This is a genomic window from Rubrivirga sp. SAORIC476, assembly GCF_002283555.1.
Lineage (GTDB): Bacteria > Bacteroidota > Rhodothermia > Rhodothermales > Rubricoccaceae > Rubrivirga.
The window spans coordinates 319,228-345,696 of sequence record NZ_MVOI01000006.1 but is presented as its reverse complement, the minus strand read 5'-3'; the positions used below and the strand labels follow the sequence as shown (position 1 = coordinate 345,696).

The window sequence follows — 26,469 nt, the reverse complement described above, 5'->3', positions numbered from 1 at the left end:
AACTCCGACCCCCGAACTCTCCTCCGTGTCCTTCCGCTCGCCCTTCGTCCTCCTCCTCGCCGCCGTGCTCGTACCGGTGGCATGGGCGGCGTTTGCGTACGCGGCGCGGCGGCGGACCGAGGCACTGACGCTCTTCCTCGGCGCCCGTGCCGGAACGATGACGACCGGGCCGCTCGTCCGGCGACGCCGCATCCGCGCGGCGCTGCTCGTCGGCGCCGTCGCGCTGGTGGCCGTGGCCCTGGCCGGGCCGCGGATCGGGACGGCGCTCCAGGAGAGCCGCCAGGAGAGCCTCGACCTGCTCATCGCGCTCGACGTGTCGGCCTCGATGCTGGCCGAGGACGTGGCGCCGAGCCGCCTGGAGCGGGCCAAGCTGGAGATCGAACGGGTCGTCGAGGCCCGCCGGGGCGACCGCGTAGGGCTGGTGGTGTTCGCGGGCGACGCGTTCCTCCAGTGCCCACTGACCACCGACCGCGGCGCGCTGCGCCTCTTCCTCGACGCCGCCGACCCGGAGCAGATCTCGGTGCAGGGCACCGACTTCGCCCGCGCCCTCGCCGTCGCCGACGCCGCCTTCAAGGCGGGTGACGACGACCAGACCCGCCCCCGCGCGCTGCTCGTCGTGTCGGACGGCGAGGACCACGAGGGCGGGCTGGCCGACGCCGCGGACGCGCTCCGTGAGGACGGAGTCGAGATCCTGGCGCTGGGCGTCGGGACGGACGAGGGCGCCGCCGTGCCGGACGTCCGCCGAGGCAAGGTGGTGGGCGTGCGACGGGACCGCCAGACGGGCCAGTCGGTGATGACCCGGTTCGAGCCGGGCGCGCTACGCGACCTCGCCGGTCGGTCCGGCCTGTTCCGCGTCGGGCGGACGCCCGCGGCCGGGGCCGTCAACGACGCGCTCGCCGGGCTGGACCGCGCCGTGGTGGCCCAGGACGAGTTCGCGGCGTCGGCCGAGCGCTTCCAGTGGCCGCTCGCCCTGGCGCTGCTGCTGCTGGTTCTGGAGCGCGTCCTCGCCTCGCGCCCGCCTCCTCACGGCGAGGAGCGGAGCCGCGCCGATGAGGCCTCGGACGAGCCCGACCGCGACCCGGCCGAGGCCGCCCCACACGCGGGATCCCCGACCCTGTCGACCGTCCCGGTCGCCGTGATGGCCTTGCTCCTGCTCGGCGGCTGCTCCAACCCGCTGGACGCGCTCGACCCCGGCGCCCGCCAGGGCCGCGCGGGCGTCGCGCTGCTGGAGGCGGACGACGCCGTCGGGGCCGAGGCGCAGTTCATGGCCGGGCTCGCCCAGCCCGAGGTGCCGCGCACGATCCGCGCTCGCCTGTGGCACGGGCTCGGCGTGGCGCGCGCCGCCCAGGAGCGGTTCGCCGGGGCCGACAGTGCCTTCGCCGAGGCCCTCCCCTTCGCCGACGATCCCCGGCAGCGCGCCCGCTACGCCTACGATGCCGGCACCGCCGCCCTCCGCGCCGACGACCCCGCCCGCGCCGACTCGCTCCTCCGCATCGCCCTTCTCCTCGACCCGACCTCAGCCGACGCGCGCCGCAACCAGGAGATCGCCCGGCGCCTCCTCCAGGACCCGCCGGAGCCCCCCGAGCCGTCCGACTTCGCCGAACAGGTCAAGGCCCGCGCCGACGCGCTCGTCGCCCAGCGGCAATACCGGGAGGCGCTGAACGTCATGGAGGATGGACTGGCGCGAGATTCCTCCGTCGCCGCCTACGCCGACTTCACCCAGCGCCTGGGTGGGGTCGTCCAGATCGAAGACTCGGTCCCCGACAACGCTCCATGACCCGCATCGCTCTACTCTTCGCCGCCGTCGCGCTCCTCGCGCAGGCGCAGACGCCCCGCCCGGGCGCCTCGCCCGCGGCGCAGTACCACACCGGCGCGCAGGCTTACATCGACGGCGACAACGCACGCGCCCTGTCTGCGGTCAACGCCGGGCTCGCCGTGGCCCCGGACGACGCGCGCCTCCAGGCGCTTCGCGACCTCATCCAGCAGCAGCAGGACGAGCAGGACAACCAGGACGGCGGCCAGCAGAACCAGCAGGCGGACAACTCGGACGCCGCTGACCAGGGGGATGAGGGCGATCAGGGGGAGAATGGCGACCAGCCGCCGCCGGACCAGCCCGACGAGCAGGACGGCCCGGAGGCCGAGGCGGACCAGACGGGCACCCAGCCGCCGACCGACCCCACCTCGGGCGAGGCGCCGCCCCAGCCCCAGATGGGCGAGCCGGACGAGATGACGGCCGCCCAGGCGGACCGCATCCTGGACGCCGTCGGCGGAGAAGAACGGCTTCTCCTCCGCGAGATCCGCCGCGCGCCCACCCAGCGCCGTCGCTCCGACAAGGACTGGTGATGCGCCCCCCTCACGTTCCGGGCTCTGAGAGTCCCCCCCTCTCCGCCTCGGGCCCGAGGTGGGCCGGGTGGGCGGCCGGGCACCTGCTCGCCCTGCTGATCGTCGGGCTCGCCATTGCGGGCGGCGCTGCGGCCCAGTCGGTCTCTGCGTCCGTCTCGGCGCAGCAGGTCCGCATGGGCGACACGGTGGTGTACACCGTCACCCTGAACGGCGGGCGTGGCCGCAACGTCGGTGCCCCGCTGGCGACGGGTGGCCTCCGACTCGTCTCCCAGATGCCGTCGCTCGACGCCACGACGACGATCAACGGGCGGACCGAGCGGCGCGTGGCGTGGGTCTATGAGGCCGTCCGCCCCGGCACCGGGCGCATCGGGCAGTTCCGGACCGAGATCAACGGGCAGGCGCTCGTGGTGGACGCCGTCACGGTGTCGATCCAGCGCGGCGCGACCGCAGCCCCGTCGCAGGGGGGGAGCGCCCCACCGTCGGGCGGCGGGCGCGAGCTGTTCGTCCGCGCCGAGCCGAGCCGCCGGACGGCCGTCGTCGGGCAGCAGATCGTGGTCGACTTCGTGCTCTACTTCGAGCCCCAGATCCAGCCGCGCCAGACGGCGCCCATCGGCACGTGGGACGCGGCGGGCGCGTGGCGCGAGGAGATGGAGATCGCCTCGGCGTACCCCCGCCAGACGACGCTCGGCGGCACGCCTTACGAGGCCGTCACCATCCGCCGCATCGCCCTCTTCCCGACCCGCTCCGGTGCCCTGGAGCTGGCGCCGATGGAGTTCACCGTCGACCTGATCCGCACAGACCGGAGTTTCTCCAACGACCCGTTCGCGCCGTTTTTCTCCCCCTTCGCGCAGCGCTTCGAGGATCGCGAAGTGACCGCGCCATCGGTCACGATCGACGTGGAGCCACTGCCGGACGGCGCGCCGCCGTCGTTCGCCGGGGCCGTCGGGCAGTTCGAGATGAGGACCACCGTGGACCAGCGGCGGGTGCAGTCCGGCGACCCCGTCCGCGTGCAGGTGTCGATCTCGGGCGACGGCAACATGGCCACGCTGGAGGCGCCGACGCTGGAGGTCCCCGCAGGCCTGGACGCCTACGACCCGCGCGAGGAGCGCGACCTGATCCGTACCGGCACCGCGATGCGCGGCAGCAAGGTGTTCACGTACACGCTCGTCCCGCAGGGCGGCGGCACCTTCGACGTGCCCGCGGCGCCGTGGACGTACTTCGACCCGACCGACGGGCGCTACAAGACACTCCGCACGGACCCGGTCGAGGTCGTGGCGGAGGGCCCGGCGCTCGCCGATGCCGCGCCCGCGGACGGCCCCGACGCGCCCGCCGCGCTCCTCACGGCCGCCGACTGGCGCCGTGCACCGGGCCGCCCGGTGTGGCTGTGGGGTCTGCTCGGAGGCGGCCTCGCGCTTCCGGCCCTGGGCGCAGGCCTGTTCCTCGCCGCGCGCGCCGGGCGCCGCCGCCTCGCCGCCGACACGCCCCAGAAGCGGAGCCGCCGCGCCGCCGCCGACGTCCGCGACCGGCTGGCGTCGTCCCGCGCGCTGACCGGCGCGCCCGCCTTCGTCGAGATCGAGCGGGCCGTCCGCACCCTCCTGGCCGAGCGCTTCGGCGTGTCCACGCGCGCCTCGGTGGACGAGGTCGACGCGGCCCTCGCCCCCGCCGTCCCCGAGGTGCTCCGCGACCGGACGCGCGCCGTGCTCGCGGCCTGCGCGCGCGGCCAGTTCGCCCCCGGCCTCGGCGACCCGCCGGGCGTGGTGGCCGACGAGGCCGAGGCGACGCTCGGCGCCCTCGACGCGGTCGCGCCGGACGTCGCGCGTGCCCGTCGGCGCCGACGCCGCGAGCCGGTGACCGCATGATCGGCCTCCTCCTCGCGCTGGCCCTCCTCCAAGCCAGTCCCTCCGACGCGCGCACCGAGGCGGACCGCCTGTTCGCGCTCGGCCAGCAGCTCGTCGCCGAGGGCGACACGACGGGCGCCGTCGCCGCCTGGGAGGGTGCCGTGGCGACGGGCTGGACCTCGGCCGCGGCCGAGCACAACCTCGGCACGGTCGCGCTGGCCCGCGGCGACGTGCCGCAGGCGCGGCTCCACCTAGAGCGCGCCGCGCGCCTGGACCCGCTGGACGCCGCCATCGCGCAGAACCTGCGCTTAGCCCGCGAGCGCGCCGGCGAGCGTCCCCCCTCCTCCGCCCAACGTGCCTTCGCCGCCGTCGTCGGCGTGCTGACGCCGCTCGGGCTAGTGGCGCTGGCGCTGGCCGTCGCCTTCGGCGCGCTCGGGCTGGGGATAGCCGGGCGCCGCCGCTGGGCGGCCGGACTCGGCGTGCTGGCCGTCGCCGCGGTGTCCGTCGCGACGCTCGCCGTGATGGAAGTCGCGCGGCCACTCGCCGTCGTGCTGGTGGACGAGGCGCCGGTCGTGGAGACGCCGTCGCCGAGCGCGCCGGGCGTCGCACGCCTCCGGGCCGGGGAGACCGTCGAGGCGGGCGAAGCGGTGGACGGCTGGCGGCCCGTCACCGTGGGCCGCGCCGAGGGCTGGGTGCGGGCCGATGCGGTGGCGCGGATCTAGCGCGTTCTCAGCACCACCGGCGACCTCTCCACGTTGTCCGTGTCTGGACAGCAGCGCCCGGCCCGTTACCTTCCCGGCATGGAACCCCACGTCTACACCCGAACCGAGGACGGCCAGCGGCGCGGCTGGGTCGAGGTCGTCTGCGGGAGCATGTTCTCCGGCAAGACCGAGGAGCTGCTGCGCCGCCTCAAGCGAGCCCGCATCGCCCGCCAGCGCGTCGCGCTGTTCAAGCCGGCCCTCGACACCCGCTACCACGACACCGAGGTCGTCAGCCACGACGCGACGGCGATGCCGTCCGAGGTCGTCCACTCCGCCGACCCGATGCTGCTGCTCGCCGGCGACGCCGACGTGGTCGGCATCGACGAGGCGCAGTTCTTCGGCGTCGAGCTGGTGGACGTGGTCGAGCACCTCGCCCGCGAGGGGCGCCGCGTGATCGTGGCGGGGCTCGACCAGGACTACCTCGGCCGCCCCTTCGAGCCGGTGCCTCAGCTGATGGCCGTCGCCGAGCACGTGACGAAGCTGCACGCTGTGTGCGTTCGCTGCGGCGCGCCTGCGAACCACTCTCAGCGGATCGTGGCCGACGGCGCGCGCGTCCTGGTGGGCGAGGCCGAAGCGTACGAGCCCCGGTGCCGCCGCTGCTTCAAGGCCGAGGCCGTCACGGCGCCCCCGCTTCCGCCGATCTCGCAGCCCACGCCCCAGCCCATCGACCCCACGCTGGCCCTCTGATCCATGTCGCTCGTCGCCATCGCCACCGCTTTCACCGTCGTGATGCTCGTCGCGTCGGTGATGCTGGGGTGGATCGCGGACCTGAAGCGGGCGGGCGGTGCGGTGTCGGCGCGCGAGAGCCGGGCGGCAGCGGAGGCGGACGGGCGGGCCTTCTACACGTCGCGCTCGGACCGCGCCGAGGCCATGAAGGAGCGCATCCGCCGGGAGCGGATGCGCCGAGAGCGCGCCCGCGGCCCCAAGGCGCCCACCGCGACGGCAGGCACCCCGGAGCCGGATCGCCCCGCAGCGCGTCCGCCGACGCCTGAGGAACTGCACCGCGCCGTGCTCGACCTCCCCACGGGTCCCGTCGAGGCGGACACGCTTCGGCGCCAGTACCGGCTTCTCGTGGTCGCCTACCATCCCGACCGCGTGGTCGGCCTGGGGCCCAAGCTGCAGCGGCTCGCGGAGGAGGAGACGAAGGCCATCAACGAGGCCTACGCCTTCTTCAAGGCCCGCCTCAGCGGCTGACCACCTCCGCCTCGACGCCGAGGCGGACGGGCTCCGGAGCGGACGCGCGGCAGACGGCCGTTGTGTACCGGCCCGTCGGGTGGGACGCGTCGGGGTCGTGGACGAGGCTGTGCGCGTCGGCGATGCGGCCGACCTGGAGCGTGAGCAGGTCGGCCACGATCCGGAGCAGCGCCCGCCAGTAGGCCCCGGTGCCCTCCCGGATGTCGCACGCCCGCGTGATGACGCGCAGGTGCCCGATGGTCACGTATCGCCACGTCCAGGTGGCCTTCGTGGAGGCGGTCGACGTGGGGTCCAGCCACCGGGCCAGCCGGAGGGGCAGCGAGATCAGGTAGTTGGGCACGAACGGCACGAGGTCGTCCACGTTCTGGTAGCGGACGGTCGCGTCCTCCAGGCCCGCCTCGGTGTAGGCCTGGAGGAAAGCGGCGTCGCAGGTGTAGGGCGACGCGAAGCAGGCCACGCGCACGGGCACGTCTGCCAGGTCGGGCTCGCCGCGGATGAGCGAGGCGGCGAGGTAGGTGGCTGCGGCGCCCTTCGAGTGGCCCGTCACCAGGATGCCCGTCTTCGTGGACCAGTCGATCCCCCCGTGGAGCAGTGCGTGGCGGATGCCGCCGCGGAGGGTGCGGCGCTCGTCGCCGAGGGTCAGTTCCTCCTCACCTTCGGCAAACGCCGAGTCGTCCGTGGTGAGCGGCCCGACGCCCTGGATGTCGTTCCACAGCTCCAGCACCGCCCGGTCGAAGCCGTGCTCCACCCTTCCGTACGGTTGCCCGGCGACAGTCCACGGCACCGGGTCGATGTCGAAATCCTCCAGCCAGTCCTCGACCCAGGACCAGAAGGGGGCGCCGAACGGCGGCAGCGTGCCGCGGAAGGAGACCACCACGGTGTCGTCTGGCATCTCAGCCACGAAAGCGGCGTCGATCTTGTCCTCGCCCCGCAGGAAGCAGGTCGGCTCGCCGACGATCACGTCGTCGTAGTGGGGCGCCGAGTGCGGGATGTGGGGCGCTGCCCGCGGGTGGTCCGGGTTGGGCTCGATCCGGTAGGCGAGTTCCGAGGCGAAGGCGAGGAGGCAGTCCGTGGAGACGGGCGTCGGCATGAGCACAGGCAGGAGGTACCTGTGGATACCTCGACCGGGGCGGACGCACGCTCGTGGCATTCCACGAAATGCCGCCACAGACCGTCCTCTGCTGGCATCCGGCCTCCGCCTGCGTCGTCTCCTGCCGTGACCTCGGAGGCCGACGAGAGCCGGCTACCGGTCGGCGCGGGCGAGAGGCAGAGAGACGCGGACGCGGTCCCAGGCGAGCGTGAGCGCCGAGCCGTCGGTGGCGAAGGCCCACGTGAGGCCCTCGACCGGGGTGTCGAGCGCCTCCGGCGATACGTCGACCGTGACGAGGTCGTCGGCCGGGTCGTACTCGTCGGCGAGGTGCATGCCGAGGCGGCGGTTGACGTGGAGCGTCCAGCGGTCGGGCCGCGGCGTGGCGAACAGGCTGTAGGCGCCCGGCTCGACGCGCGTCCCGCCGATCACGAGCGGGACCGTCGTCCAGAGCTCGGTCGCCCGGTGCGCGCCCGCGGCCCAGACCATGCCGTACCCGACGAGCCCGCCGAGCACCTGGCGCCCGCGCACGAACGGCCGCCCGTAGACGACCGACACGTAGCCGCCGTCGCCGTAGCGGAGCCCGGCCCGACCGAGCGCGCTGCCCGGCGGCGGGGCCGCCTCGTCGACGCGGAGGCCCGTCGCGAGGTAGGTCGACACGGAGTCGGCCGGTGGGGCGTCGTGGACGTGCTGGGCCGACACGCCGCTGGCGGCGAGCGTCACGAGGAGAAGACCGAGGAGTCGGGGCATGGCGGGAGGGGTCACAGGTCGAAGCCGACCGAGAGGTAGACGCTCCGGCCGCGCGCGGCGAGGTCGGAGATGGCGAGGTGCTCCTGGTAGAACGTGTCGAGCACGTTCTCGACACCGGCCTGGAGACGAAGTCCGGAGGCGACTCCGTCGGGACGCCAGCCGCCGCGGACGGCGAACACGGCGAAGCCGTCCGTCGGCCGCTCGGCGTAGGTGAAGCGGGCCACGCGGTCCTGCGCGAGCGCCCACCGGCTTTCGACCTCCCCGAACACCCCGCCGCGGTCGTACCGCAGCGCGGCGACGCCGCCGACCGGCGGGATCATCGGGAGCGGCTCGTCGAACGTCAGGTTCTGGCCGTAGGCCGCCGACACGCTCGCGACGGCCTCCAGTCCGGCACCGAGGCGAGCGAGCGCGCTGACCTCGCCGCCCGCCATCCAGCCGCGATCCGCGTTGTCGTAAAGCCGGAAGCGATACGTCGAGCCCGCCAGCCCACCGACGACCTCGTTGTCGGCCAGCCCGATGACGAGGTCGGAGAGCTGGTGGGCATAGACCGCGGCCTCGACGGCCACGCGCCCGCCCGCGTGCGCCACGCCGAGTTCGACCTGACGGCTCCGCTCGGGCTTCAGGTCCGGGTCGCCGGTGTAGAAGTAGCCGTCGACGTAGTTGTAGACGTAGTGGCCGTACTGCTCGACGACGGTCGGCAGACGGCCCGCGTCGGCGAGGGTGAGGCGGAGGTGCGTCCGGGGCGAGAGCGCGTAGCTGGCCGTCGCGTTGACGCTCGGGATGAGCATCCGGCGGCTCACGTCCGGGTCGCCCGTGCGACGCTCGAACAGCTGGCGCATCGCCTCGCGTCCCACGTCGCGGGAGGTCGCATCGAGGCGGCCCGAGGCGGAGACCGTGAGCCGGTCCGTCAGCGGCCGGCGCGCCTCCAGCGTGAGCCCGGCGTTGAGCGCCTCCACGTCGCCCACGTTGAGCAGCACCATGTCGCGGATGCCGGGGAAGAGGCTGTACATCGTCATGTCGCCGAACTGGCGGAGCCGGTGCACGTCGGCCGAGAGCGCGAGCCCGGTGCCCGCGACGGTCCGCCCCGCCTCGACGCGGCCGCCGAGCACGTCGGAGTACCCGCCCATCGGCATGAACATGCCCCGCATGACCTCACGCGCGAGCACGTTGCGGTACCGGTCGTCCATGGTGTGGTCGACGCGGTTGCGATAGAGGCGGGCGTCGAGGCGGTCCAGGCCGGGCGCGTCCCCCTCGTAGGCGAGGCTGCCGATGCGCGCCTGCGCGAGCACCGCATCCATGAGGAGCGCCGGGTAGCCGATCAGCCACGCGTCGTCGGTGACGAGTTGCGCCGTCAGTTCGTGGCCCTCGGCCAACCGCAGCGTCGCGGCGGCGGCGAGGTTGCGCTTCTCGTAGCCCGAGGTCTCGATGGCGTCCCCGCCGCCGGGCGCGTAGTCGCCGGAGCCGCGGTACGACCCGCTCACGCGGGCCGCCAGTCGGCCGGCACTCCAGTTCGCGGCGCCCCGGACGCGGCGCGCGAGGCCGTTCGACTCGACGCCCACCTCGGCCTCAGCGGCGAGCGGCACGCCGAACCGGGGCCGCTCCGTCACGAGATCCACGGCCCCGCCGATCTGGGAGCCGCGGCCCAGGTCGGAGGCGCCCTTCGAGACCTCGACGGCCGCCAGGTTCTCGGGCTCGACGTAGCTCGACGCCGGATCCATCTTGTCGACGCACGCACCATAGACCGGCATCCCGTCGATGGTCAGCGAGATCTGGCCGCCCTGGTAGCCGCGCACGACAGGCTCGGCGGCGAAGTTGGCCCGCTGGATCATCCGCACGCCCGGCAGGCGCGCGAGCAGATCCTCGGTCGTGGCGGGCGTCTTGGTCGGGGCGGAGGGCGCGCCCGCGACGGCCCGCTCGCCCTCGACGGTCACGGCGTCGAACGCCGTCGCCGCGGGACGCAGGCGGACCGTCAGGCGATGCCCGTCGTGGGCGTGGAGCCGCACGGGAGCGTAGCCGACCGCCGAGACGACGAGCCAGTGGTCGCCGCCCTGGAGCGCGATCGAGAACTGGCCGTCGAGGTCGGCCGCGACGCCGCGCCCGGTCCCGTCCACGCGGACGGTCGCGCCGACGACGGGCGCCTCGGTCTCGGCGTCGAGCACGACGCCCTCGATGGCGCCCTGGGCGCTGGCGGCGGTCGCCGCCAGCAGCACGATGAGGAGAGTAGAGAGAAGTCGGTTCATGCCTCCACCTCGGGCTCGTACACGGTGTAGCCGACGAACGCGGCGGTGCGGTCGGCCTCACCCGGAGGCGCGAGCGTGACCGTCATCTCCCACCCGCCCGACATGATGAAGTCCACGTCCCAGCCGTAGCGCCCGTCGCCGAGCGCCTCCGGGGCGCCGTGCGGGGTCGAGTGGCCGTCGCCGCCGCCCATGTCCATGTACGGATAGAGCCGGACGGTCGCGCCGTCGACGGGCTCGAACGCGGTCCCGGTCCATCGGTGCGCCGCCACCACGTAGCGGTTCTCGCCCACGACCGGCCGGAGCGGATCGACCCACGAGACCAGCACGTCCACGCCAGCGGCCTGCATCCACAGGTCGTTGCGCGCCTCAATGGGGAACGCGACCTCGGCGGTCGTCCCGCCCGACGCGATGGTGGCCGTGAGCGTGAACTGCCGGGCCGTGGTGTCGGGCGCCAGCAGGAATGCGGCGCCGCGGTAGACCCCGTCCGCGTCGCGCGCGGGGTCCTCGACCGGGAGCGCGACGCCCGCCGCGGGGCCACCGTCGGCCGTCGCGGAGAGCGAGACGGTCGCGTCGGTCACAGCTGTGCCGCCCCGCGTGACGGCCAGCCCGAGGCGGACGTAGCCGAGGTGCGGGCCGCCGCGCATCGCGGTCAACTCGACCGTCAACCCGGCGTCGCGGGCCGTCCCGACGACGACCTCGCCGGTCAGTTCGTCGGCGGGGGGGTCGGGCTGGAGTCCCTGGAAGTCGAAGTCGGTGAGCCCGTCGGGCACGCACCCGGCGAGCCCCACCAGGGCGACGAAGAGGAAGAGTCGGTTCATGAGTTCAGTTCGATCAGAAGGAGCGGTCGACCGGGGCCGGTGCGTCGTCGAGCGTGCGGAGGAAGGCGACGAGGGCGTCGCGCTCGGCCGGGGCGAGGCGGAGCGGACGGACGCGCGGGCTCTGGCCCGGCGTGGCGTCGCCGCCGCGGTCGTAATGGGCCACGACGGCCTCCAGCGTCTGGAAGCGGCCATCGTGGAAGTAGGGCGCCGTCCGCGCGACGGCGCGGAGGCTCGGGACGCGGAACGTGCCGCGGTCGGCGTCGGAGAACGTGATGCGCTCGCGACCGGGATCGGCGTCGGTGACGGCGGCCCCGTTGTTCTCGAAGCTGTCCGAGGTGAGGTGCGCGCCGACGTGGCACGAGGCGCAGTGCGTCTGGAAGAGCGCGAGCCCGGCCCGGGCCTCGGCCGCCAGCGCCGTGGTGTCGCCCGCGAGGTGACGGTCGAAGGCCGTCGGCGCCGAGACGAGCGTGCGCTGGTACGCCGCGAGCGCGTAGGTCAGCGTCTGGATGCTCGGCCCCTCGCCATCGAAGGCGTCGGCGAAGAGGGCCGGGTAGTCGGGATGCCGTCGGAGCCGGTCGAGCGCGTCCTCGGGTGCGAGATCCATCTCGTGCGGGTCCTCCAGCGGGACGAGCGCCTGGCTCTCCAGGAAGAGCGCGCCGCCGTCCCAGAACAGGCTCTTGCGGTACGCCACGTTCAGCAGCGACGGCGCATTCCGAGGCCCCGTCCGCCCCTCGACGCCGACGCTCCGGGTCCGACCGTCCGAGAAGGCGAGGTCCGGGAAGTGGCACGAGCCGCACGAGACCGAGCGGTCGCGCGAGAGGATGGGATCGAAGAACAGCCGCTCGCCCAGCGCCACACGGTCGGCGCGGAGCGGGTTCTGCGGCGGCACCGGAAGCGGCGCGAACGTCGCGGGCACGCGCACCTCGACCGTCGCCGGTCCCTCGGGGCCGGACGTATCGCACCCGCTGGCGGTCACGACGAACGCGGCCGCCAGCAGAAAACGAGCAGCGAGTCGGCGCCGGAGCACCGGGCTACATGTCGTGGCCGTGGACGCCGTGGAGCGTGAACGCGGCCTGCGTGTTGGCCTTGGCCTGATCCACGACGGCCTGGCAACCGCCCGTCATGCAGAAGCGGTTGGCCGGGGCCGTGTAGTCGATGCCCTGCACGAGGCGGGCGAGATCGAGTTGGACGTGGAGGTCCTGCATCTCGCCGCCCATCAGTTCGAAGTCCTGGTCGAGCGTGACGGTCTGTGCGTTCGGCGAGCCGCCGACGTGGAGCCGCCACTGGCCCGAGGCGGCGTCGCCGGGGGTGCCGGTCGCGGGATCGACCACGCCGTCGCCGTCGACGTCGAGGAGGCCGTCGAGGCGGAGGAAGACGTAGCCCGCGTTCCAGTTCCAGTGCATGGACGAAGCCTGGGCTGCGAGCGGGTGGCCCGCCGGGAAGTCCTCCATCGCGGCGCGGTTGTCGAGCCCATCCACGCCGAGCAGGAAGCGGACGCCGGTGTACCGGCCCGCGGGCACCTCGCCGAGCGTCGCCACGGTCCTGCCCGCGTCGGCGTCGACCAGGACGTAGCGCTCGGAGACGGAGTGCTGGATCTCGGTCTGGTTCTCGTCCTGGGCGCGAACGGTGACCGGCTCGTCGGCCAGGATCGAGATCTCGCGGCCGTCCTCGTGGAGGAGCGTGATCCCGGAGAGGTACAGCTGCGCGATGTCGAGCTGGCCCGTGGTGCCGTTGACGGTGAAGGGCTGCCCGGCCTGGAAGGCGTCGGCGCCCGCCATCGCCTCAACGTCGAGGCGGAGCATCGCCGGGTCGGACGAGGAGCCGCCGGAGTCACAGCCGGTGAGGGGGGCGCCCAGCAGGGCGACGAGGAGCGCGCCGGTAGGCGCGAGGGAACGGAAGGTCATGGGGACTGCGGGAGGGTCCGCGGCGCGGGGCGCCTGCGGATGCAGCACAGGCCACGGTCGCGGCCTGCGGGGAGACGGCCGGTCTCGTGCGAGACCGGAGGGACGCGTCGGCGCGGACGGCCTGCGCACGCGGACTCCGGCTGAGGAGAGCATGGACCACGGGCGTCGAGCGTCAGTGCGCGACGAAGACGAAGGGGTGCCGCCTGCTAGAAGGCAGCGCCCCGGGACCGTCCGCGAGGACGGTCGCTATGCGTGGGCCGCCTCCCGCGGCGGATGGAACACGCCCTGGGAGGCCTCCCTCCCCGTGTCTGCGATGTCCCGGGCGACCAGGTCGGCTGCGTCGACGGCATCTGGCAGCGGCACCCCGACCGCCTCGGCGACCTGGGCGCGCACCGAGAGCGCGAGCTCCAGCAGCGCTGCCGGGTCGTCGTGCGAGTGCTCCCCGTGGCCCATGTGCTCCATCCGATCGGCCAGCTGGCACTTGCCGTCGCAGTCGGTGCCGGGGTTGACGCAAAGCGTCTCGGCGATCCACTCCTGGTTGACGAGCCAGGCCGACTGCGCCAGCAGAAGCCCCTGCGTGCTCGCGACGAGCGCGAGCACCACGGCGAACCGAGCGACAGAGTGGAGAGGGGACATCGGGAATCAACGTACGCCACCGGGAACGCGCGCGCGTGAACGAACCATGTGTCGCCGGGGCGACCGGGCATCGGAGAGGGATCGGTTTCGCAGAGCTTCCCGTGTCCGAAGCCGCAGCGCTCGGTATCGTCGGGACGGACTCTCGCTCTGCCATGTCTCGCTCTCCCCGCCCGGTCCGCGTCCGCCGCTTCGCGGCCGGTCTGCTCGACGCCACGATCACGCTCCTGCTCGCGCTGGCGCCCGCGGCCCTGGTGCCAGGCGTGCTGAAGGGCCGCATGTTCGGCCTCGGGCTGCTGCTGGGGGCCGCATACCTGCTCCTCCGCGACGCCATCCCCTACGCCGAGTGGGGGGCGCGGTCGCTGGGCAAGCGCTGGATCGGAATCCGGCCGTACGCCGTCTCCGGCGAGCCGCTGACGTGGCGCCTCTCGATGCGCCGCAACGCGACCGTGGCGGGCGCCGCGACGGTCTGGGCGGTGCTCTACCTGATCGGCGGGTACAAGGGCATCCCGTTCGGCGAGTTCGTGCTCGGCGCCGCCGGGATCGTGATCCTGTTCGAGGCGGTGCTGGTGGCCATCGACCCGGCCGCGCGGCGCCTCGGGGACCGCTGGGCGAAGACGCGCGTGATCGAGGCGAGGCACTGACGCACCGGGCGCCGTCTGTGGGACCTCTGCGCCCCACGCCTCCCCTGCGAAGCTTGTCCACACGGCCCGCGAGGCGGGACCGGTGACGCTATGTTGACCCTGCCGGGGCGGACCGTGGAGGGCCCCCTTCCCCCGGCACCCCCGGACCCGCGACCTCGATGGCCGACACGACCAGCCCCTCCCAGGGCGCCCGCTTTACCGTCACCGCCCGGAAGTACCGGCCGCAGACCTTCGACGACCTCGTCGCGCAGGAGCACGTCGCCGAGACGCTCCGCAACGCGATCACGCGGGACCGGCTCGCCCACGCGTACCTGTTCAGCGGGCCGCGCGGCGTCGGCAAGACGACGGCGGCGCGCATCCTCGCGAAGGCGGTCAACTGTCAGACGCCGCTGAGCGAGCGGCCGACCGCCGAGCCGTGCCGGACGTGCGACTCGTGCGCGGCCTTCGAGGAGGGCCGTTCGCTCAACATCATCGAGATCGACGCGGCGTCCAACAACCGGGTCGAGGACATCCGCGAGTTGCGCGACACGGTGCGCGTGCCGCCGCAGGGGGCGCGGAAGAAGGTCTACATCCTCGACGAGGTCCACATGCTCTCGGCGAGCGCGTTCAACGCGCTCCTGAAGACGCTGGAGGAGCCGCCGGACTACGCGCTGTTCATCTTCGCGACCACGGAGCCGCACAAGGTGCTCCCCACCATCCTGTCCCGGACGCAGCGCTTCGACTTCCGGCGCATCGCGGTGCCGGAGATCGTGGACCGCCTCCGGGAGATCTGCACGGCCGAGGGCATCGCGGCCGACGACGAGAGCCTCGTGCTGATCGCGCGCAAGGGCGACGGCGCGCTCCGCGACGCGCTCTCGCTGTTCGACCAGGCGGTCTCCCTCTGCGGCGCCGACCTGCAGATCGGGCCGCTCCGCGAAGCACTCGGGGTGGTCGACGCCGACATCTACTTCGAGACCACGGCCCGCGCGCAACGGGCCGACCGCGCCGCGCTGCTGTCGCTGGTGGACCACGTCGTCCGCAGCGGGCACGACCTGAACGAGTTCGTGCTGGGGCTGGCGGACCACCTCCGCAACCTGCTCGTGGCGCGCTCGACGGGCACGGGTGACCTGATCGAGGGCACCGAGGCGACGCGGGAGCGCTACCTCCAGGCCGCGGCGCCGTACGCCGAGACCGACCTGCTGCACCTGCTCATGCTGGCCGAGGGCGCGGCCACGGACCTCCGCGAGAGCCGCCAGCCGCGCCTGACGCTGGAGCTGGCGCTGCTCAAGATGGCGAGCCTGGAGCGCGCCGCCGACCTCGGGCGCCTGCTGGACCGCCTCGGCGCGCTGGAACGGGCAGCGCGCGGCGGCACGCTGCCGGAGGGGCCGCTCACGACGGCGACGCTGCCGGCTCCAAACCCGGTTGCAGCCCTCCCCAAGCCGACGGAGCCGGCTCCCGAGCCAGTTGAACAGCCGCGGACGCCGAGTGAACCGGCCCCCACGCCGTCGGATCAGGTGCGCGGCCCCGTTGATCAGGTGCGCGGCCCCGTTGATCAGGTGCGCGACCCCGTCGATCCGGTGCGCGGCTCCGTCGATCCGGTGCGTGGGCCCGTCGATCCGGTGCGTGGGCCCGTCGATCCGGTGCGTGGGCCCGTCGATCCGGTGCCGACGCCGATTGCCTCTCCGGGGGGCGAGCCCGCGCCCGAGGCGGGGAGGGCTGCGCCGCGCACGACCTCGCCGGATCCGCGGGCGTCGTCGCAGGCGGCCGAGCCAGCCGCGGTGTACGCCCCGCCGCCCCGCCGCCCGGAGCCTCTGCCACTCGGCGACCCGCGGCCTCAGCCGCCCCCGCCCGACTCCGACGCTCCGTCGCCGCCCCGCTTCGGACCTGAGGACGACGGGGGGCTGCCCGAGCCGACGGCCCCCCGCCGCCCGGCCCCGACCCCGCCCGCCTCGGCGCCCGCCCCGGCGACCCCGCGGCCGCGGCGACCGGTCTTCAGCGGCCCCGCGCTCAAGCGCCCGACGGGCGGCGACGGCGCCTCGGGTCCGGCGGCGCTGGGACGCACCGAAAGTCCTGCACAGGGCGACGGGCAGTCGGGACCGGCACCTGGCGCCCCGGCCGACCCGCTGGGGCCGGCACTGGCTCGCCTCACTGAGGCATGGCCGCGGGTCATCGCCGCCGTCCGCGAACGCGTGGGCGTCCGCGTGGGGGCCATCCTGCAGTCCAGCGCGCCGGTGCGCGTGGCCCGCGGGGCGGTCGAGATCGGCATGGACGACGCGTTCGGGGTGACCGTGGCGACGAACAACGAGGCGGCGCTGCTGGACGTCCTGTCGGACGTGCTGCGGAGCGAGGTGCCGCCGCTGCGATGGGTCGAGTCGGCGCGCGACACGCCCGAAACCGTCCGCGCGGACGACCCGTTCGAGACGCTCAAGCAAATGCGCCAGGACCACCCGGTCGTGCGCGCCCTCTTCGACCAGTTCGGCGCAGAGATCGTCTGGAACTAGCAGCGGTACGGGGTACTCGGTACGAGGTACGCCCTCCCGTACTCCATACCCTGTACCTCGCACCCCGCACTTCGATGGACGGAACCCCCAACATGGCCGATCTCTTCGGCAAGATGGCCGACATGCAGCAGCGCGTCGCCGACACGCAGGCGAAGCTGGCCGAGGAACGCGTGACCGCGGAAGCGGGCGGCGGCATGGTGACCGTCGTGGCCGACGGTACCGGCCGCGTCGTTTCGATCAAGATCGAGCCCGCCGCCGTCGACCCGGACGACCTGGAGTTGCTGGAGGACCTCGTGGTCGCGGGCGTCAACAAAGCCATCACGGAGGCCGAGAGCATCCGCAACAGCAAGATGCAGGAGGCGGCTTCCTCGATGCTGCCTCCCGGCCTCGACCTCGGCGGCATGGACCTGCCCAAGTTTTAGAGACCTCGAGGGGTGAGGCGGATGCCGTGTGACCTACCGCTGTCGCCCGGCTGGCTGACCCTGTCTCGCTCGATCCGCGTCCCCGACTGTCCCCCGACTCCATGCATCTGACCTCAGAGACCGTCGACGCGCTGGTGGACCAGCTCTCGCGGCTGCCGACCGTCGGGCGCAAGACCGCGCAGCGGCTGGCGGCGTTCATCCTGAAGATGCCGCGCGAGGAGGTGGTCGAGATCGCCAAGGCGATGGTGGCGGCCAAGGACCGGGTCAAGACGTGCTCGGTGTGCTTCAACGTGACCGACGTGGACCCCTGCCCGGTGTGCCAGTCGGCCAAGCGCGACCGGAGCGTGATCTGCGTGGTCGAGGAACCCTCGGACGTGCTGGCGCTGGAGCGGACGGGCGAGTTCCGGGGCCTCTACCACGTGCTCGGCGGCGTCATCTCGCCGCTCGACGGCATCGGGCCGGACGACCTCCACATCTCGGAGTTGATCGGCCGCGTGGCCCAGCCCGCCTCGATGGCTCGCCCGGCCGTCGCGGAGACGCCCGAGGGCTACGACGACGGCGCCGAGGCGGACGCGCCGGTCGCGGTGACCGAGGTCATCCTGGCCATGAACCCCAACGTGGAGGGCGACACGACGGCCTACTACGTCGGCCAGATGCTGGCGCCGTTCGGCGTGACGGTCTCCCGCATCGCGCGCGGCCTCCCCATCGGCGGAGACCTGGAGTTCGCCGACGAGGCAACCCTGAGCCGCGCGCTCGAAGGCCGCGCCGGGATGTGAGCCCCGGACGGCCGTGGGCCAGCGACCCCGACTACCGCGCCCGGACGACGGTCCGTGTCTCGACGCCGCTCTCTCCGATGAGACGGACGATGTAGACGCCGGCGGGCAGGTCGCTCCCGTCGACCGTGACGACGAGCGGGCGTCCCTCCGGCGCGGCACCTTCGTACAGCACCCGAATGCGGCGGCCGACCGTGTCGAACAGCTCGGCGCGGACGAATCCGCCACTCCCCTCTTCGAAGCGAACGACGGTCCGGTCCCGGAACGGGTTCGGCCCCTCGGTCTCACCGATGGAGGCCGCACGCGCGGCCAGCGCGCCGCCCGCCTTCTCGACCGTCAGGGACGTCTGCGCCTCGACCCCGTCGGGGAACGCGCCCAGGTAGAAGCGCTGCGTGTACGTCCCGGTCGGCCACGCTCCCCGGATCAGGCGAGACGCCCCGACGCGCCAGGTCTCGCCCGGCGCGAGCGTAACGGCCTCCGGCTCGCGCAGCGTGACGACGCTGCCGTCGGGGAGGAGAAGGTCTGACCAGAAGTCGACGTCGCGGGCGTCCGGGCCGTCGACGCTGGCGAGGACGCGGTACCGGTACCGCCCACCCTCCGCAGGAATCGGCACGTCGTCTCCGACGCGCTCGACCGCCACATCGATCTCGCCGCCGGTCACCTTCTCGATAGACAGCGACGCCTCCGCCTCAGCTCCGTCGGGGTAGGCGCCCCAGTAGAAGCGCTGGGTGTACGTCCCGGTCGGCCACTGCGCACGGATGAGCCGCGACGCCGCGACGCTCCGGGTCTCGCCCGGCGTGAGCGTGACGGTCTCTGGCTCGCGCAACTCGACGACGCGTCCATCGGGGAAGAGCAGGTCTGACCAGAAGTCGACCTCGCGGGCGTCCGGGCCGTCGATGTCGGCGAGGACGCGGTACCGGTACCGCCCGCCGCCCGCGGGAATGGGCGCGTCGTCCCCGACGCGCTCGACCGACGCCACGATCTCGCCGGCAGGCTCGCCGCTGCCTCCTCGGAGCGCCACCTCACGGCTGACCATCGACCCGATGCGGAACCGAAGCGAGGCCTCACGGAGGCCCGGCTCGCTCGGCGTAAAGAAGACCTCAGCCCTGTTGAAGGGGGCGTTCAGTTCCACGCTGAAGTCGGCGGCGGCCGGGCCGGTGATCTCGACGACGGGGTCTTCACCGGAGTATCCCACGGGGTTGTAATCGACGGTCAGCGGCCCCGCCGTCTCGCCGACGGGCACGTCGCCAAAGACGCGCTCGCCGCGGCCGACGAAGATGTGCCGCAGACTCGAGAACGAGGTCCCGATCACGAAGTCGTCGAAGGCCTCGGCCGGGACCTGTGCCGTGCTCCACCCTGGTGCGGCGGAGTAGCGGAAGGCCAGATAGAGTTCGTCTCCCTGCTGGAGAGGCGTCGGAAGGTCGACCCGGCCGGCGCCCGAGCTTCCCCCGGCCGCCGGTGCGTCCTCGTAGCCATCCCGGTCGCCTCCGGACGTCCGGCCCTGCCCGAACAGGGCGTACCACGTGCTGCCGTCGTACGAATAGAACGCCTCCGTCTGGGACTCTGCCTCATCCTGGCCGCCGCGGTACGTCTCCTCGGATTTCGCGTACCAGATCTCGTCGAAGGACCCGAACACGTCTACCCGGAAGTGGAAGTAGAGGAGACCGGTCCCGATGTCGCCGTTGGACGCGAAGCCGATGGCGCGCTCCGTGGCGGTCGCTTCCGGACCCGAGCCGAAGTTGATGGCGCCGGTCGGCGCGCTCTGCCCGAACAGGTTGCCGCCGTGTGCGTCCGTCGTGGTGCTCGCGTCGGCGAAGTCGCCGAGGGCGCGGATGCCGGGGAGCGTCTGGACACGCCAGCCCTCAGGGAGCTCCGCGTTCGGCGCCCCGCCGATGTCGTCGAAGCTCTGGACGTACAGTCCGGTGAACGAGGCCTGAGCCGAGGCCGGGATGGCGAGTGCGAGCAGCAGAAACGCGACGGGGAGTAACCGAACAGACATGCGAGATGGAGTATGAGACTGGTTCCCGTACCGGGCGGCCGGCCGGCCGGTCTCGTCCGAGTCTCGGAATCAGGGCTTCCCCCCGGGCGCCTCCGGGTTTCTCCTCGTGCTGGCGTCCCCCGGCCACCGCCGCCCGAGGCGGCACGTCAGTCGGCCGGAAACCAGATCCAGCCTTCTCGCCGGGCGAGGGCGTCGTCGACGCCCGCCTGGGCGGGCGTGAGGGCGCGGCCCCGCGCGTAGTCGGCCGCGGCGACGCAGCAGAGGACCGCATCGAGGGCGTGGTCGACCGCCTCGGCGGCGGCGCGGACCGGGTCGCTGGCGGAGAGGTCAAGGGCGGAGAGGAGGGCTGCGCGGCGTGCGGACGCGTCGGGCCTTTTGTACCCGCGTGTGTCGAGGCCACGGGCGAGGAGCGTCGCGGCGGGGTAGACCTCCAGCGCGTGGTATCCGCAGACGTCGCCCGGCGTCCACCCCATCGCGACCGGGACCCGCCGGCGGACGGCGTCGAGGGTGGCGAGCGCGACCAGGGCCGTCCGCGCGATCCGGTCGGCGCCGACTTCGAGGGGCTTCTTGCCCAGCCGCTGGCGGACGACGCGGTCCGTGGCGCGGTTAAACATTCGGTCGGCCTCTGTGGAGATCGGGGCGCCTGCGGTGTGGGAAGCCAGCGCTTTCCCCATCGGGGCGGGCCAGCCGAGGGGCGCGTCGAGCGCGAGGACGCCGTCCGGTGCGTCCGCCAGCCAGTCGGCCGCTGTCTCGGCCGCGTCGGTGGCGTGTGCGGCGACGCGGGCGTGGTGGACCGTGAGGCGGTCGCCCTCCAGCACCGCGAGGGCGAGGCCGGTGTTCTTCGGTTGCGTCGCGCAGTCGATGCCGACGATGCGGAGAGCCATGCGAGGAGAGGGGGAGCGAGCCTGAGGGTACGGCCCCCAGATCGACGCCGTCTCCCTGCGCCTCCCCTGGTGGTCGGCCTAGCTTGCAGCATGCATGACTCCTCCCTCCGCCGCGTCTGCGTGTACTGCGGCTCCCGCCCCGGCCTCCGCCCCGCCTACGCCGACGCCGCGCGCGATCTCGGCCAGCGCCTCGCCGAGGCGGGCCTGGGCGTCGTGACCGGCGGCGGGCGCGTCGGCCTGATGGGCGTCGTGGCGGGCGCGGTGCTGGATGCGGGCGGCGAGGCCGTCGGCGTGATCCCGCAGGCGCTGATGGACCGCGAGGTCGGCTTCGCACGGCTGACCGAGTTGCACGTGGTCGAGACGATGCATCACCGGAAGGCGATGATGGCAGATCTGGCCGACGCGTTCGTGGCGCTGCCCGGCGGGCTCGGCACGCTGGAGGAGATCGCCGAGGCGCTGACCTGGGTCCAGCTCGGCATCCACGCCAAGCCGTGCGCCTTTCTGGACGTGGAGGGCTACTATGCGCCGCTGGTCCGCTTCCTGGACCACGCCGTCGAGGAGGGCTTCGTCACGGCCGACCGCCGGGAGGCCGTGATCGTGGAGGCGACGCCCGAGGCGCTCGTGGAGCGGCTGCGGGCATGCTGAGCCGCCGCGCCGGGTGGGCGCTCGCCGTGCCCGTCTTCGTCGTGCTGGTCGGCTACGTGCTCTGGCCGAACGTAGAGACGTTCCGCCTCGGGCTCGACGGCGAGCTGCTGGGCGAGCTGTTCGGGCGCGGGCGTGCGGCGGGCGTGCGGGCGCTCGTCAACTCCGTCGGCGTGTCGCTGGGGACGGTGGTGCTGGGCGGGGCCGTGGGGACGGCGCTCGCGTGGGCGCTGTGGCGCTACGACCTGCCGCTGCGGCGGACGCTCGGCGCGGTCGCGGCGCTGCCGCTCGCGCTGCCGCCGCTGGTGGGCGTGCTGGCGTTCCTGTTCCTCTACGGCGAGTCGGGGATGCTGCCCCGCGCACTCCAGGCGGCGTTCGGGCTGGAGACCGTGCCGTTCGCCTTCGGCGGCATTGGCGCCGTGCTGGCGGTGCACGTGTACGTGTTCTACGTCTACTTCTACCTGTTCGTCAGCGCGTCCCTGCGCGACCTCGACGCGTCGCTGCTGGATGCCTCGGCGGACCTCGGCGCGGGGGCGTGGACCACGTTTCGGCGGGTCGTCATGCCGCTCCTCCGCCCGGCGCTCGTCGGCGCGTCGCTGCTGGTGTTCATGCTGTCGATGGCCTCGTTCACGGCGCCGCTGCTGTTCGCCGAGGGCGAGCCGTTCCTGACGACCCAGATCTACCAGTTCAAGACGAACGGCGCGCTCGACCGGGCGGCGGCGGTGTCGGTGGTGCTGACCGGGATCTGCCTGCTCTTCCTCGTCGGCGCCGAGACGCGCGGACGGGCGACCGGCGCGGGCGCGGGGAAGGGCGTCGGGCGGAGGCCGGGGCCGCTGCGGGGGTGGCCGCGCGTCGTGGCGAGCGTCCTCGTCGGCGTGGCGCTGCTCGTCGTGCTGCTGCCCGTCGCGACCGTGGTCCTGCTGTCGTTCGTGCAGGAGGGCTCGTGGACGACTCAGATCCTGCCCGACACGTTCACGGGCGCCAACTACACGGCCCTGTTCACCCAGCCCGACGTGCTCGCGCCGATCACCTCATCCCTGTGGATGGCCGCACTGGCGACGGCGGCCAACGTGGTCTTTGGCGTGGCGACGGCGGTCGTGATCGTCAAGGGCAAGGTGCCTGGCCGCGGGGTGCTGCGGGCGCTCTCGCTGCTGCCCTTCGCCGTGCCCGGCACCGTGATGGCGCTCGGCCTGCTGGTCCTGTTCGACGAGCCGACGCTGCTCGCGGGCGGCGCGGTGCTGATCGGGACCGTGTGGCTGCTGCCACTCGCCTACTTCGTCCGCCACCTGCCGCTGGTGGTGCGCGCCGCGCAGGCGTCGCTGGAGGGCTTCGACGACCGCCTCGCGGAGGCCTCGGCCGACCTGGGCGCGGGCGGCTGGGCGACGTTCCGGCGCGTCGTGCTGCCCGCCATCGGTCCCGGCGTGATCGCGGGCGGGTTGCTGACGTTCGTGACGGCGCTCGGCGAGTTCGTGGCCTCGATCATGCTCTACGTCTACGCCAACCGGCCGATCGCAGTGGAGGTGTTCTCCCAGCTCCGCATCTTCGCGTTCGGGCAGGCGGCGGCGTACAGCGTGCTGCTGATGGGGCTGGTGGTGGTCGCGGTGGTCGTGAGCCGTCGGCTGGGGGGACAGGGCGTGCAGGCGTGAGGCGTGAGGCGTGGGGCGTGGGGCGTGGGGCGTGGGGCGTGGGGCGTGGGGCGTGGGGCGAAGATGCCCACCTCGGCACCAAGGCAGGCTCACTCGCTCTGCCTGTTCTGCTGATTCCTGTTTCCCGGCCCCTAATTCCTCGCCTACCGGACCACCGTCACCCGGCGCACCTGCGCCTCGGCCCCCGCCACCACGCGCACGAGGTACACGCCCGACGCCAGCCCCGCCGTCGGCCAGCGGACCTCGTGGGCGCCCGCCTCGGTGTCGCCCTCGGCCAGCACGCCCACCTCGCGGCCCAGCACGTCGTAGGCCGCCAGCCGCACCGGGCCGTCCCGGGGCACCACGAACGGGACCGTGATCGTGCCGTGCGACGGGTTCGGGTATGGCGCGTCGAGCGCCAGCGCCTCCGGCGGCGCGACCTCCAGGCGGACCGTATGCGTGGCGACGACGGTCTCCCCGTCGCGGACCTCGACGACGACCTCGGCGACCTCGCCGACCGGGGCGGTCCGCGCCACGTCGAAGGCGAGCCGGGCGAGGGGCTCGGGCTCATCGTCGAGGCGGACTGCCTCGGCGACGGGCTGGGCGAAGGTGAGCCACGCGGGCGCCTCGGCGACGGCGACGGTCAGCCCGGCCCCCGCCTCCCCGGCGACGGCCAGTTCGAGGGCGTTGCCGAGCGAGGCGAACGGCACGGCGTGGGGGCCGGGGCCTGCGCCGAGGCGGGCAGGGTGAGGGCGGCGAGGAGCAGGACGGTGCGCATAGGACGGTATTCGGCGTGTGGGGCCGCCTCTCGGGCGAGCGCGAGCGCGGACGGGCTGTACAGGATCTGCCCTCCCCCCTGCATCCTCAGCGAGCCGTGGACCGCCGCTCCCCCGACCACCGTTGCCGAGCCGGACACGTCGAGCCCGTCCCGGGCAATCACGAGGCCCGTCCAGCGGGCACCTTGCTCGATTACGAGGGGGCCGTCCGCCACGAGCACGCCCCACCCGGTCGTGACCCCGTCCAAGCGGGCTCCGGCGGGTGCGTACGCGACGACCGGAGCGTCCGCGGAGCCGATCCGGCGGTCCGTCGACCCATCGATCACCACGTCCGGCCGAGCGGACAGCACCGACGCCCACGACCTCGGCGAGACCTCGAATGGCCCCACCTCGATGCCGCCGTCGAAGCGAGAGCGCTGCCGATCCGAGAGCGCCCTGAGTACCGCAGCTGTGGTCGGATCGTCCTCTGCGATGAGCGCCGCGCGGCCGGCGTCGCCCCCCTCAGGGGTCCCTCGGAGCGTATGCGGCCGGCCTGAGATCGCGAACCGGTCTTCCTCGACGCGGACCTCCGCCCCGGCCTCAAGAGCGACCGCGCCCGGAAGCGCCTCGAAAACGAGCGGGTCCGTCCCGTCACAGCGGGGCGAGGCCGCTCCCGCAACCGCCCGCCGACCGAGGAGCGTCCACGTGACTGTCTCGCCGGGCTGGAGGTCGACGGTGCTCACCGACACCGGCGTCCGGTCGGGCTCCCACTGGTAGAGCGGGCGTCGCTCGGCGACCTTCTCCTGGTAGAAGATCGGCGGCGGCTGGACGATCTCCCGGCCCAGGCTGGACGTGTAGTAGTTGTCCGGGCCCACGGGGAGGTGGACGACCTCGGCGGACCGAGTCAGGCCCCCGAAGAGAGCGACCGGCCCGCCGTTTGTCGACGGTCCCCGCCCCATACACACCCGCGCGGGCTCCACGTCGGTCGCCGGGGGAAGGATGAAAGCGACTCCACGGAGGTACTTCCGAGCGGCCAGCCATGCGAACGTCGAAGTGTCCCTCCCCCACCCGGGAGTAGCATCGTTCCAGATGAGATCGTAGGCCGCGCTCGCGCGTGAGATGTCGCCCGCCGACGCGATCACGTCGAGCGCCCGGGACCACACGCCCGCCGCGGCGAGCACCCGCGCTTCGGCACGCCGGTAGGCCGTCGAGTCGATCTCGAACGTGAGATCGCCCGCCCGACGGGCGCGGTAGTACTCCGCGATGAGCGCCATCTGCTCGTCTGAGGTCTCCTGCACGATGGGCCGCACCTGGATCTCCAGCGACCGGGCGAGATCCACGCCCGCCTTGGAGTCCAGCAGGTAGGCGAACTCCAGTACGCGCCGTCGCTGCGCGAGGTCCTCGATGAGCGGCACAGCGACGGTGTCGAAGGGCGCGCCGAGCCGCTCGCGGATCATGGGGAGGTAGGCAGCCGGGTGCTCCCGCATCCGCTGCACGAGGTCGGCGTCGGCGAGCACGAACGCGCCGGTCGAGCCGTGAGACGGCGTCAGCAACGCCTCCACGTCCCGGGCGACAGCGTCCGGTGCGGGCTGCGCTACGACGGCCACCGAGGCCGCGAGGAGCGCGCCGAGGAAGGTGAGAGTCTGGAAGGAGCGGATCGACATTGAAGACGTTTAGTGGACAAAAGGGCTCTGCCGGGCACGATGGACAGTCTCCGAAGGGAGTCGGCGCATGGAGCCGACGGAATCGTCCTCTTCTCCTCCATGGAGAGGGAAGAAATACCCCTCACTCCGCCCCTCGTTCGGGTCCGAAGGATCGCCTTGCACGGCCAGAACGTGCCCGACCTCGTGGGCGAGAACGCGCATGGACACTTTCGAAATTGGGTTCACGAACATGACGGCGCGGTCCCCCACCAACTCAATCGTCGGCTCGATCTCGGGGAACCCCGGGTACCCGGCCTCCAGCAACTCAGCCGATGCAGCGAACCCGTAGGCGGAGGCGGTTACCGTCGGCTGACCGGGGCTTGCGCCAAGCCGGGCGGTCATGGTCGCCGTGTACACGACGGCGACCGATCCGGCTGGAACGAGAGCGGCGACGGACTGAATGATGTCGCCTTCTTCGTACCCCTTCCCATCTGCACCCCGCAAGAGGAGATCAAAATCGCCGTCCAGATAGGTCTCTGTAAAGAAGTCCGGACCGGGATCGTATACCGTCACGGGCTCGACCTCGACCAGAATACAAGCTTGATCCCACGACAGGCGCGTGCGGTCCACGACATCAGCGTGATAGTTGGGCGACTCCACCCTCCCCCTGACTTGACCGGCAGGCATACCATTCAGGCGTGGAGACATGAACTCTGGCACAGCGAACAACCCAGCCATCCGACTCACTTCCCAGTACTCTTCGAACAGCTCTTCCTTCTCCACTCGCCCATCTCCGTTCGAGTCGACATGATCCCAAATCCCATTGAATCGCCCCCTCACTTCGCCATCTGGACCAGAGTAGCCGCGATCGAAGTATGGCTCTTCCATGGCGAGAGCGTACACGCGAACGGTCCGCACCTCGTCCGGTGAGCACACCGGAAAGGCCTGGGTGTCCCCGCCATACTCGAAGGAGACGGTCCCACCCGTGACGCCGATGTGCGTTCGGTCTCCGACTTCGTCATCCCCGACAGTCT

At 73.1% G+C, this 26,469-nt stretch carries 24 protein-coding genes; 12 read left to right on the top strand and 12 right to left on the bottom strand.

Going from position 1 to position 26,469, the window contains the following annotated elements:
- Positions 1-25 precede the first annotated feature (25 nt).
- From B1759_RS20475 to B1759_RS12990, 6 genes are all read left to right on the top strand, one after another.
- Positions 26-1,777: a VWA domain-containing protein gene (locus B1759_RS20475; protein WP_095515500.1), complete on the top strand. Its 1,752-nt coding sequence runs from the start codon at positions 26-28 to the stop codon at positions 1,775-1,777.
- A complete protein-coding gene (locus B1759_RS13010; protein ID WP_095515499.1) occupies positions 1,774-2,343 on the top strand; it encodes a hypothetical protein in 570 nt (189 codons plus the stop codon). Before B1759_RS20475 ends, B1759_RS13010 begins: the two co-directional genes overlap by 4 nt.
- Positions 2,343-4,202, top strand: a complete 1,860-nt coding sequence (locus B1759_RS13005; protein WP_095515498.1) for a BatD family protein — start codon at positions 2,343-2,345, stop codon at positions 4,200-4,202. Before B1759_RS13010 ends, B1759_RS13005 begins: the two co-directional genes overlap by 1 nt.
- Positions 4,199-4,903 carry a tetratricopeptide repeat protein gene (locus tag B1759_RS13000; protein ID WP_095515497.1) on the top strand — a complete coding sequence of 235 codons (705 nt, stop codon included), beginning with the start codon at positions 4,199-4,201 and terminating at the stop codon, positions 4,901-4,903. The genes B1759_RS13005 and B1759_RS13000 overlap by 4 nt, the downstream gene beginning before the upstream one ends.
- Before the next feature lie 78 nt (positions 4,904-4,981).
- Positions 4,982-5,629, top strand: a complete 648-nt coding sequence (locus tag B1759_RS12995) for a thymidine kinase (protein WP_095515496.1) — start codon at positions 4,982-4,984, stop codon at positions 5,627-5,629.
- Between the two features lie 3 nt (positions 5,630-5,632).
- Positions 5,633-6,136, top strand: coding sequence for a DnaJ family molecular chaperone (locus B1759_RS12990; protein ID WP_095515495.1), 504 nt, complete (start codon positions 5,633-5,635; stop codon positions 6,134-6,136).
- Here B1759_RS12990 and B1759_RS12985 read toward each other — a convergent pair.
- The 7 genes from B1759_RS12985 to B1759_RS12955 all read right to left on the bottom strand — a co-directional run bounded on the left by B1759_RS12985 (position 6,126) and on the right by B1759_RS12955 (position 13,571).
- Positions 6,126-7,226, bottom strand: coding sequence for a hypothetical protein (locus B1759_RS12985; protein WP_158225248.1), 1,101 nt, complete (start codon positions 7,224-7,226; stop codon positions 6,126-6,128). The two genes, B1759_RS12990 and B1759_RS12985, sit on opposite strands and share 11 nt — an antisense overlap.
- A 153-nt stretch (positions 7,227-7,379) precedes the next feature.
- Positions 7,380-7,973 (bottom strand): DUF2911 domain-containing protein, encoded by a 594-nt coding sequence (locus B1759_RS12980; RefSeq protein WP_095515493.1) that lies wholly within the window; start codon positions 7,971-7,973, stop codon positions 7,380-7,382.
- Positions 7,974-7,984: 11 nt separating this feature from the next.
- Positions 7,985-10,213, bottom strand: coding sequence for a TonB-dependent receptor (locus tag B1759_RS12975; RefSeq protein WP_095515492.1), 2,229 nt, complete (start codon positions 10,211-10,213; stop codon positions 7,985-7,987).
- Positions 10,210-11,031: a FixH family protein gene (locus tag B1759_RS12970; RefSeq protein WP_095515491.1), complete on the bottom strand. Its 822-nt coding sequence runs from the start codon at positions 11,029-11,031 to the stop codon at positions 10,210-10,212. The genes B1759_RS12975 and B1759_RS12970 overlap by 4 nt, the downstream gene beginning before the upstream one ends.
- Before the next feature lie 13 nt (positions 11,032-11,044).
- Positions 11,045-12,058, bottom strand: a complete 1,014-nt coding sequence (locus B1759_RS12965; RefSeq protein ID WP_095515490.1) for a cytochrome-c peroxidase — start codon at positions 12,056-12,058, stop codon at positions 11,045-11,047.
- Positions 12,059-12,062: 4 nt separating this feature from the next.
- Positions 12,063-12,935, bottom strand: coding sequence for an MbnP family protein (locus B1759_RS19745; RefSeq protein ID WP_095515489.1), 873 nt, complete (start codon positions 12,933-12,935; stop codon positions 12,063-12,065).
- 246 nt (positions 12,936-13,181) lie between these two features.
- The gene (locus tag B1759_RS12955) at positions 13,182-13,571 is read right to left on the bottom strand and encodes a hypothetical protein (RefSeq protein ID WP_095515488.1); all 390 of its coding nucleotides are present in this window, start codon (positions 13,569-13,571) and stop codon (positions 13,182-13,184) included.
- A 152-nt stretch (positions 13,572-13,723) separates the two neighbouring features.
- On the opposite strand from B1759_RS12955, the gene B1759_RS12950 reads away from it, so the two are divergent.
- The 4 genes from B1759_RS12950 to recR all read left to right on the top strand — a co-directional run bounded on the left by B1759_RS12950 (position 13,724) and on the right by recR (position 17,890).
- A complete protein-coding gene (locus tag B1759_RS12950) occupies positions 13,724-14,212 on the top strand; it encodes an RDD family protein (RefSeq protein ID WP_095515487.1) in 489 nt (162 codons plus the stop codon).
- A 158-nt stretch (positions 14,213-14,370) separates the two neighbouring features.
- Positions 14,371-16,692, top strand: a complete 2,322-nt coding sequence (gene dnaX / locus B1759_RS20020) for a DNA polymerase III subunit gamma/tau (RefSeq protein ID WP_198948867.1) — start codon at positions 14,371-14,373, stop codon at positions 16,690-16,692.
- Between the two features lie 92 nt (positions 16,693-16,784).
- Positions 16,785-17,114, top strand: a complete 330-nt coding sequence (locus B1759_RS12935) for a YbaB/EbfC family nucleoid-associated protein (protein ID WP_198948865.1) — start codon at positions 16,785-16,787, stop codon at positions 17,112-17,114.
- A gap of 101 nt (positions 17,115-17,215) precedes the next feature.
- Entirely contained in the window at positions 17,216-17,890 is a 675-nt protein-coding gene (gene recR / locus B1759_RS12930; protein WP_095515485.1) for a recombination mediator RecR, read from the top strand.
- Between the two features lie 31 nt (positions 17,891-17,921).
- Here the strand turns inward: recR and B1759_RS20015 are convergent, their stop codons facing one another.
- Together B1759_RS20015 and B1759_RS12920 are read right to left on the bottom strand one after the other, a co-directional pair.
- Positions 17,922-19,886, bottom strand: coding sequence for a T9SS type A sorting domain-containing protein (locus tag B1759_RS20015; RefSeq protein ID WP_095515484.1), 1,965 nt, complete (start codon positions 19,884-19,886; stop codon positions 17,922-17,924).
- Positions 19,887-20,032: 146 nt separating this feature from the next.
- A complete protein-coding gene (locus B1759_RS12920; protein ID WP_095515483.1) occupies positions 20,033-20,770 on the bottom strand; it encodes a DUF429 domain-containing protein in 738 nt (245 codons plus the stop codon).
- Between the two features lie 90 nt (positions 20,771-20,860).
- On the opposite strand from B1759_RS12920, the gene B1759_RS12915 reads away from it, so the two are divergent.
- Together B1759_RS12915 and B1759_RS12910 are read left to right on the top strand one after the other, a co-directional pair.
- The gene (locus B1759_RS12915) at positions 20,861-21,415 is read left to right on the top strand and encodes a TIGR00730 family Rossman fold protein (protein WP_095515482.1); all 555 of its coding nucleotides are present in this window, start codon (positions 20,861-20,863) and stop codon (positions 21,413-21,415) included.
- On the top strand, positions 21,409-23,058 hold the full coding sequence (locus tag B1759_RS12910; protein WP_095515481.1) for an iron ABC transporter permease: 1,650 nt from the start codon (positions 21,409-21,411) through the stop codon (positions 23,056-23,058). The genes B1759_RS12915 and B1759_RS12910 overlap by 7 nt, the downstream gene beginning before the upstream one ends.
- A 143-nt stretch (positions 23,059-23,201) precedes the next feature.
- On the opposite strand, the gene B1759_RS12905 is transcribed toward B1759_RS12910, so the two are convergent.
- The 3 genes from B1759_RS12905 to B1759_RS12895 are packed head-to-tail and all read right to left on the bottom strand — an operon-like array spanning position 23,202 to position 26,338.
- Complete coding sequence (locus B1759_RS12905; protein WP_095515480.1) at positions 23,202-23,747, bottom strand: T9SS type A sorting domain-containing protein; 546 nt, start codon at positions 23,745-23,747, stop codon at positions 23,202-23,204.
- A complete protein-coding gene (locus B1759_RS12900; protein WP_095515479.1) occupies positions 23,681-25,456 on the bottom strand; it encodes a hypothetical protein in 1,776 nt (591 codons plus the stop codon). The genes B1759_RS12905 and B1759_RS12900 overlap by 67 nt, the downstream gene beginning before the upstream one ends.
- 9 nt (positions 25,457-25,465) lie before the next feature.
- Positions 25,466-26,338 (bottom strand): hypothetical protein, encoded by an 873-nt coding sequence (locus B1759_RS12895; RefSeq protein WP_143537381.1) that lies wholly within the window; start codon positions 26,336-26,338, stop codon positions 25,466-25,468.
- Positions 26,339-26,469: the final 131 nt, after the last annotated feature.

What these genes read in the sequence shown, in the direction of transcription:
- B1759_RS13010 (WP_095515499.1), top strand. Translation starts at nt 1,774, where the DNA reads ATGACCCGCATCGCTCTACTCTTCGCCGCCGTCGCGCTCCTCGCGCAG.
- B1759_RS13005 (WP_095515498.1), top strand. Translation starts at nt 2,343, where the DNA reads ATGCGCCCCCCTCACGTTCCGGGCTCTGAGAGTCCCCCCCTCTCCGCC.
- B1759_RS13000 (WP_095515497.1), top strand. Translation starts at nt 4,199, where the DNA reads ATGATCGGCCTCCTCCTCGCGCTGGCCCTCCTCCAAGCCAGTCCCTCC.
- B1759_RS12995 (WP_095515496.1), top strand. Translation starts at nt 4,982, where the DNA reads ATGGAACCCCACGTCTACACCCGAACCGAGGACGGCCAGCGGCGCGGC.
- B1759_RS12990 (WP_095515495.1), top strand. Translation starts at nt 5,633, where the DNA reads ATGTCGCTCGTCGCCATCGCCACCGCTTTCACCGTCGTGATGCTCGTC.
- B1759_RS12985 (WP_158225248.1), bottom strand. Translation starts at nt 7,226, where the DNA reads ATGCCGACGCCCGTCTCCACGGACTGCCTCCTCGCCTTCGCCTCGGAA.
- B1759_RS12980 (WP_095515493.1), bottom strand. Translation starts at nt 7,973, where the DNA reads ATGCCCCGACTCCTCGGTCTTCTCCTCGTGACGCTCGCCGCCAGCGGC.
- B1759_RS12975 (WP_095515492.1), bottom strand. Translation starts at nt 10,213, where the DNA reads ATGAACCGACTTCTCTCTACTCTCCTCATCGTGCTGCTGGCGGCGACC.
- B1759_RS12970 (WP_095515491.1), bottom strand. Translation starts at nt 11,031, where the DNA reads ATGAACCGACTCTTCCTCTTCGTCGCCCTGGTGGGGCTCGCCGGGTGC.
- B1759_RS19745 (WP_095515489.1), bottom strand. Translation starts at nt 12,935, where the DNA reads ATGACCTTCCGTTCCCTCGCGCCTACCGGCGCGCTCCTCGTCGCCCTG.
- B1759_RS12955 (WP_095515488.1), bottom strand. Translation starts at nt 13,571, where the DNA reads ATGTCCCCTCTCCACTCTGTCGCTCGGTTCGCCGTGGTGCTCGCGCTC.
- B1759_RS12950 (WP_095515487.1), top strand. Translation starts at nt 13,724, where the DNA reads ATGTCTCGCTCTCCCCGCCCGGTCCGCGTCCGCCGCTTCGCGGCCGGT.
- dnaX (WP_198948867.1), top strand. Translation starts at nt 14,371, where the DNA reads ATGGCCGACACGACCAGCCCCTCCCAGGGCGCCCGCTTTACCGTCACC.
- B1759_RS12935 (WP_198948865.1), top strand. Translation starts at nt 16,785, where the DNA reads ATGGCCGATCTCTTCGGCAAGATGGCCGACATGCAGCAGCGCGTCGCC.
- recR (WP_095515485.1), top strand. Translation starts at nt 17,216, where the DNA reads ATGCATCTGACCTCAGAGACCGTCGACGCGCTGGTGGACCAGCTCTCG.
- B1759_RS20015 (WP_095515484.1), bottom strand. Translation starts at nt 19,886, where the DNA reads ATGTCTGTTCGGTTACTCCCCGTCGCGTTTCTGCTGCTCGCACTCGCC.
- B1759_RS12920 (WP_095515483.1), bottom strand. Translation starts at nt 20,770, where the DNA reads ATGGCTCTCCGCATCGTCGGCATCGACTGCGCGACGCAACCGAAGAAC.
- B1759_RS12915 (WP_095515482.1), top strand. Translation starts at nt 20,861, where the DNA reads ATGCATGACTCCTCCCTCCGCCGCGTCTGCGTGTACTGCGGCTCCCGC.
- B1759_RS12910 (WP_095515481.1), top strand. Translation starts at nt 21,409, where the DNA reads ATGCTGAGCCGCCGCGCCGGGTGGGCGCTCGCCGTGCCCGTCTTCGTC.
- B1759_RS12900 (WP_095515479.1), bottom strand. Translation starts at nt 25,456, where the DNA reads ATGTCGATCCGCTCCTTCCAGACTCTCACCTTCCTCGGCGCGCTCCTC.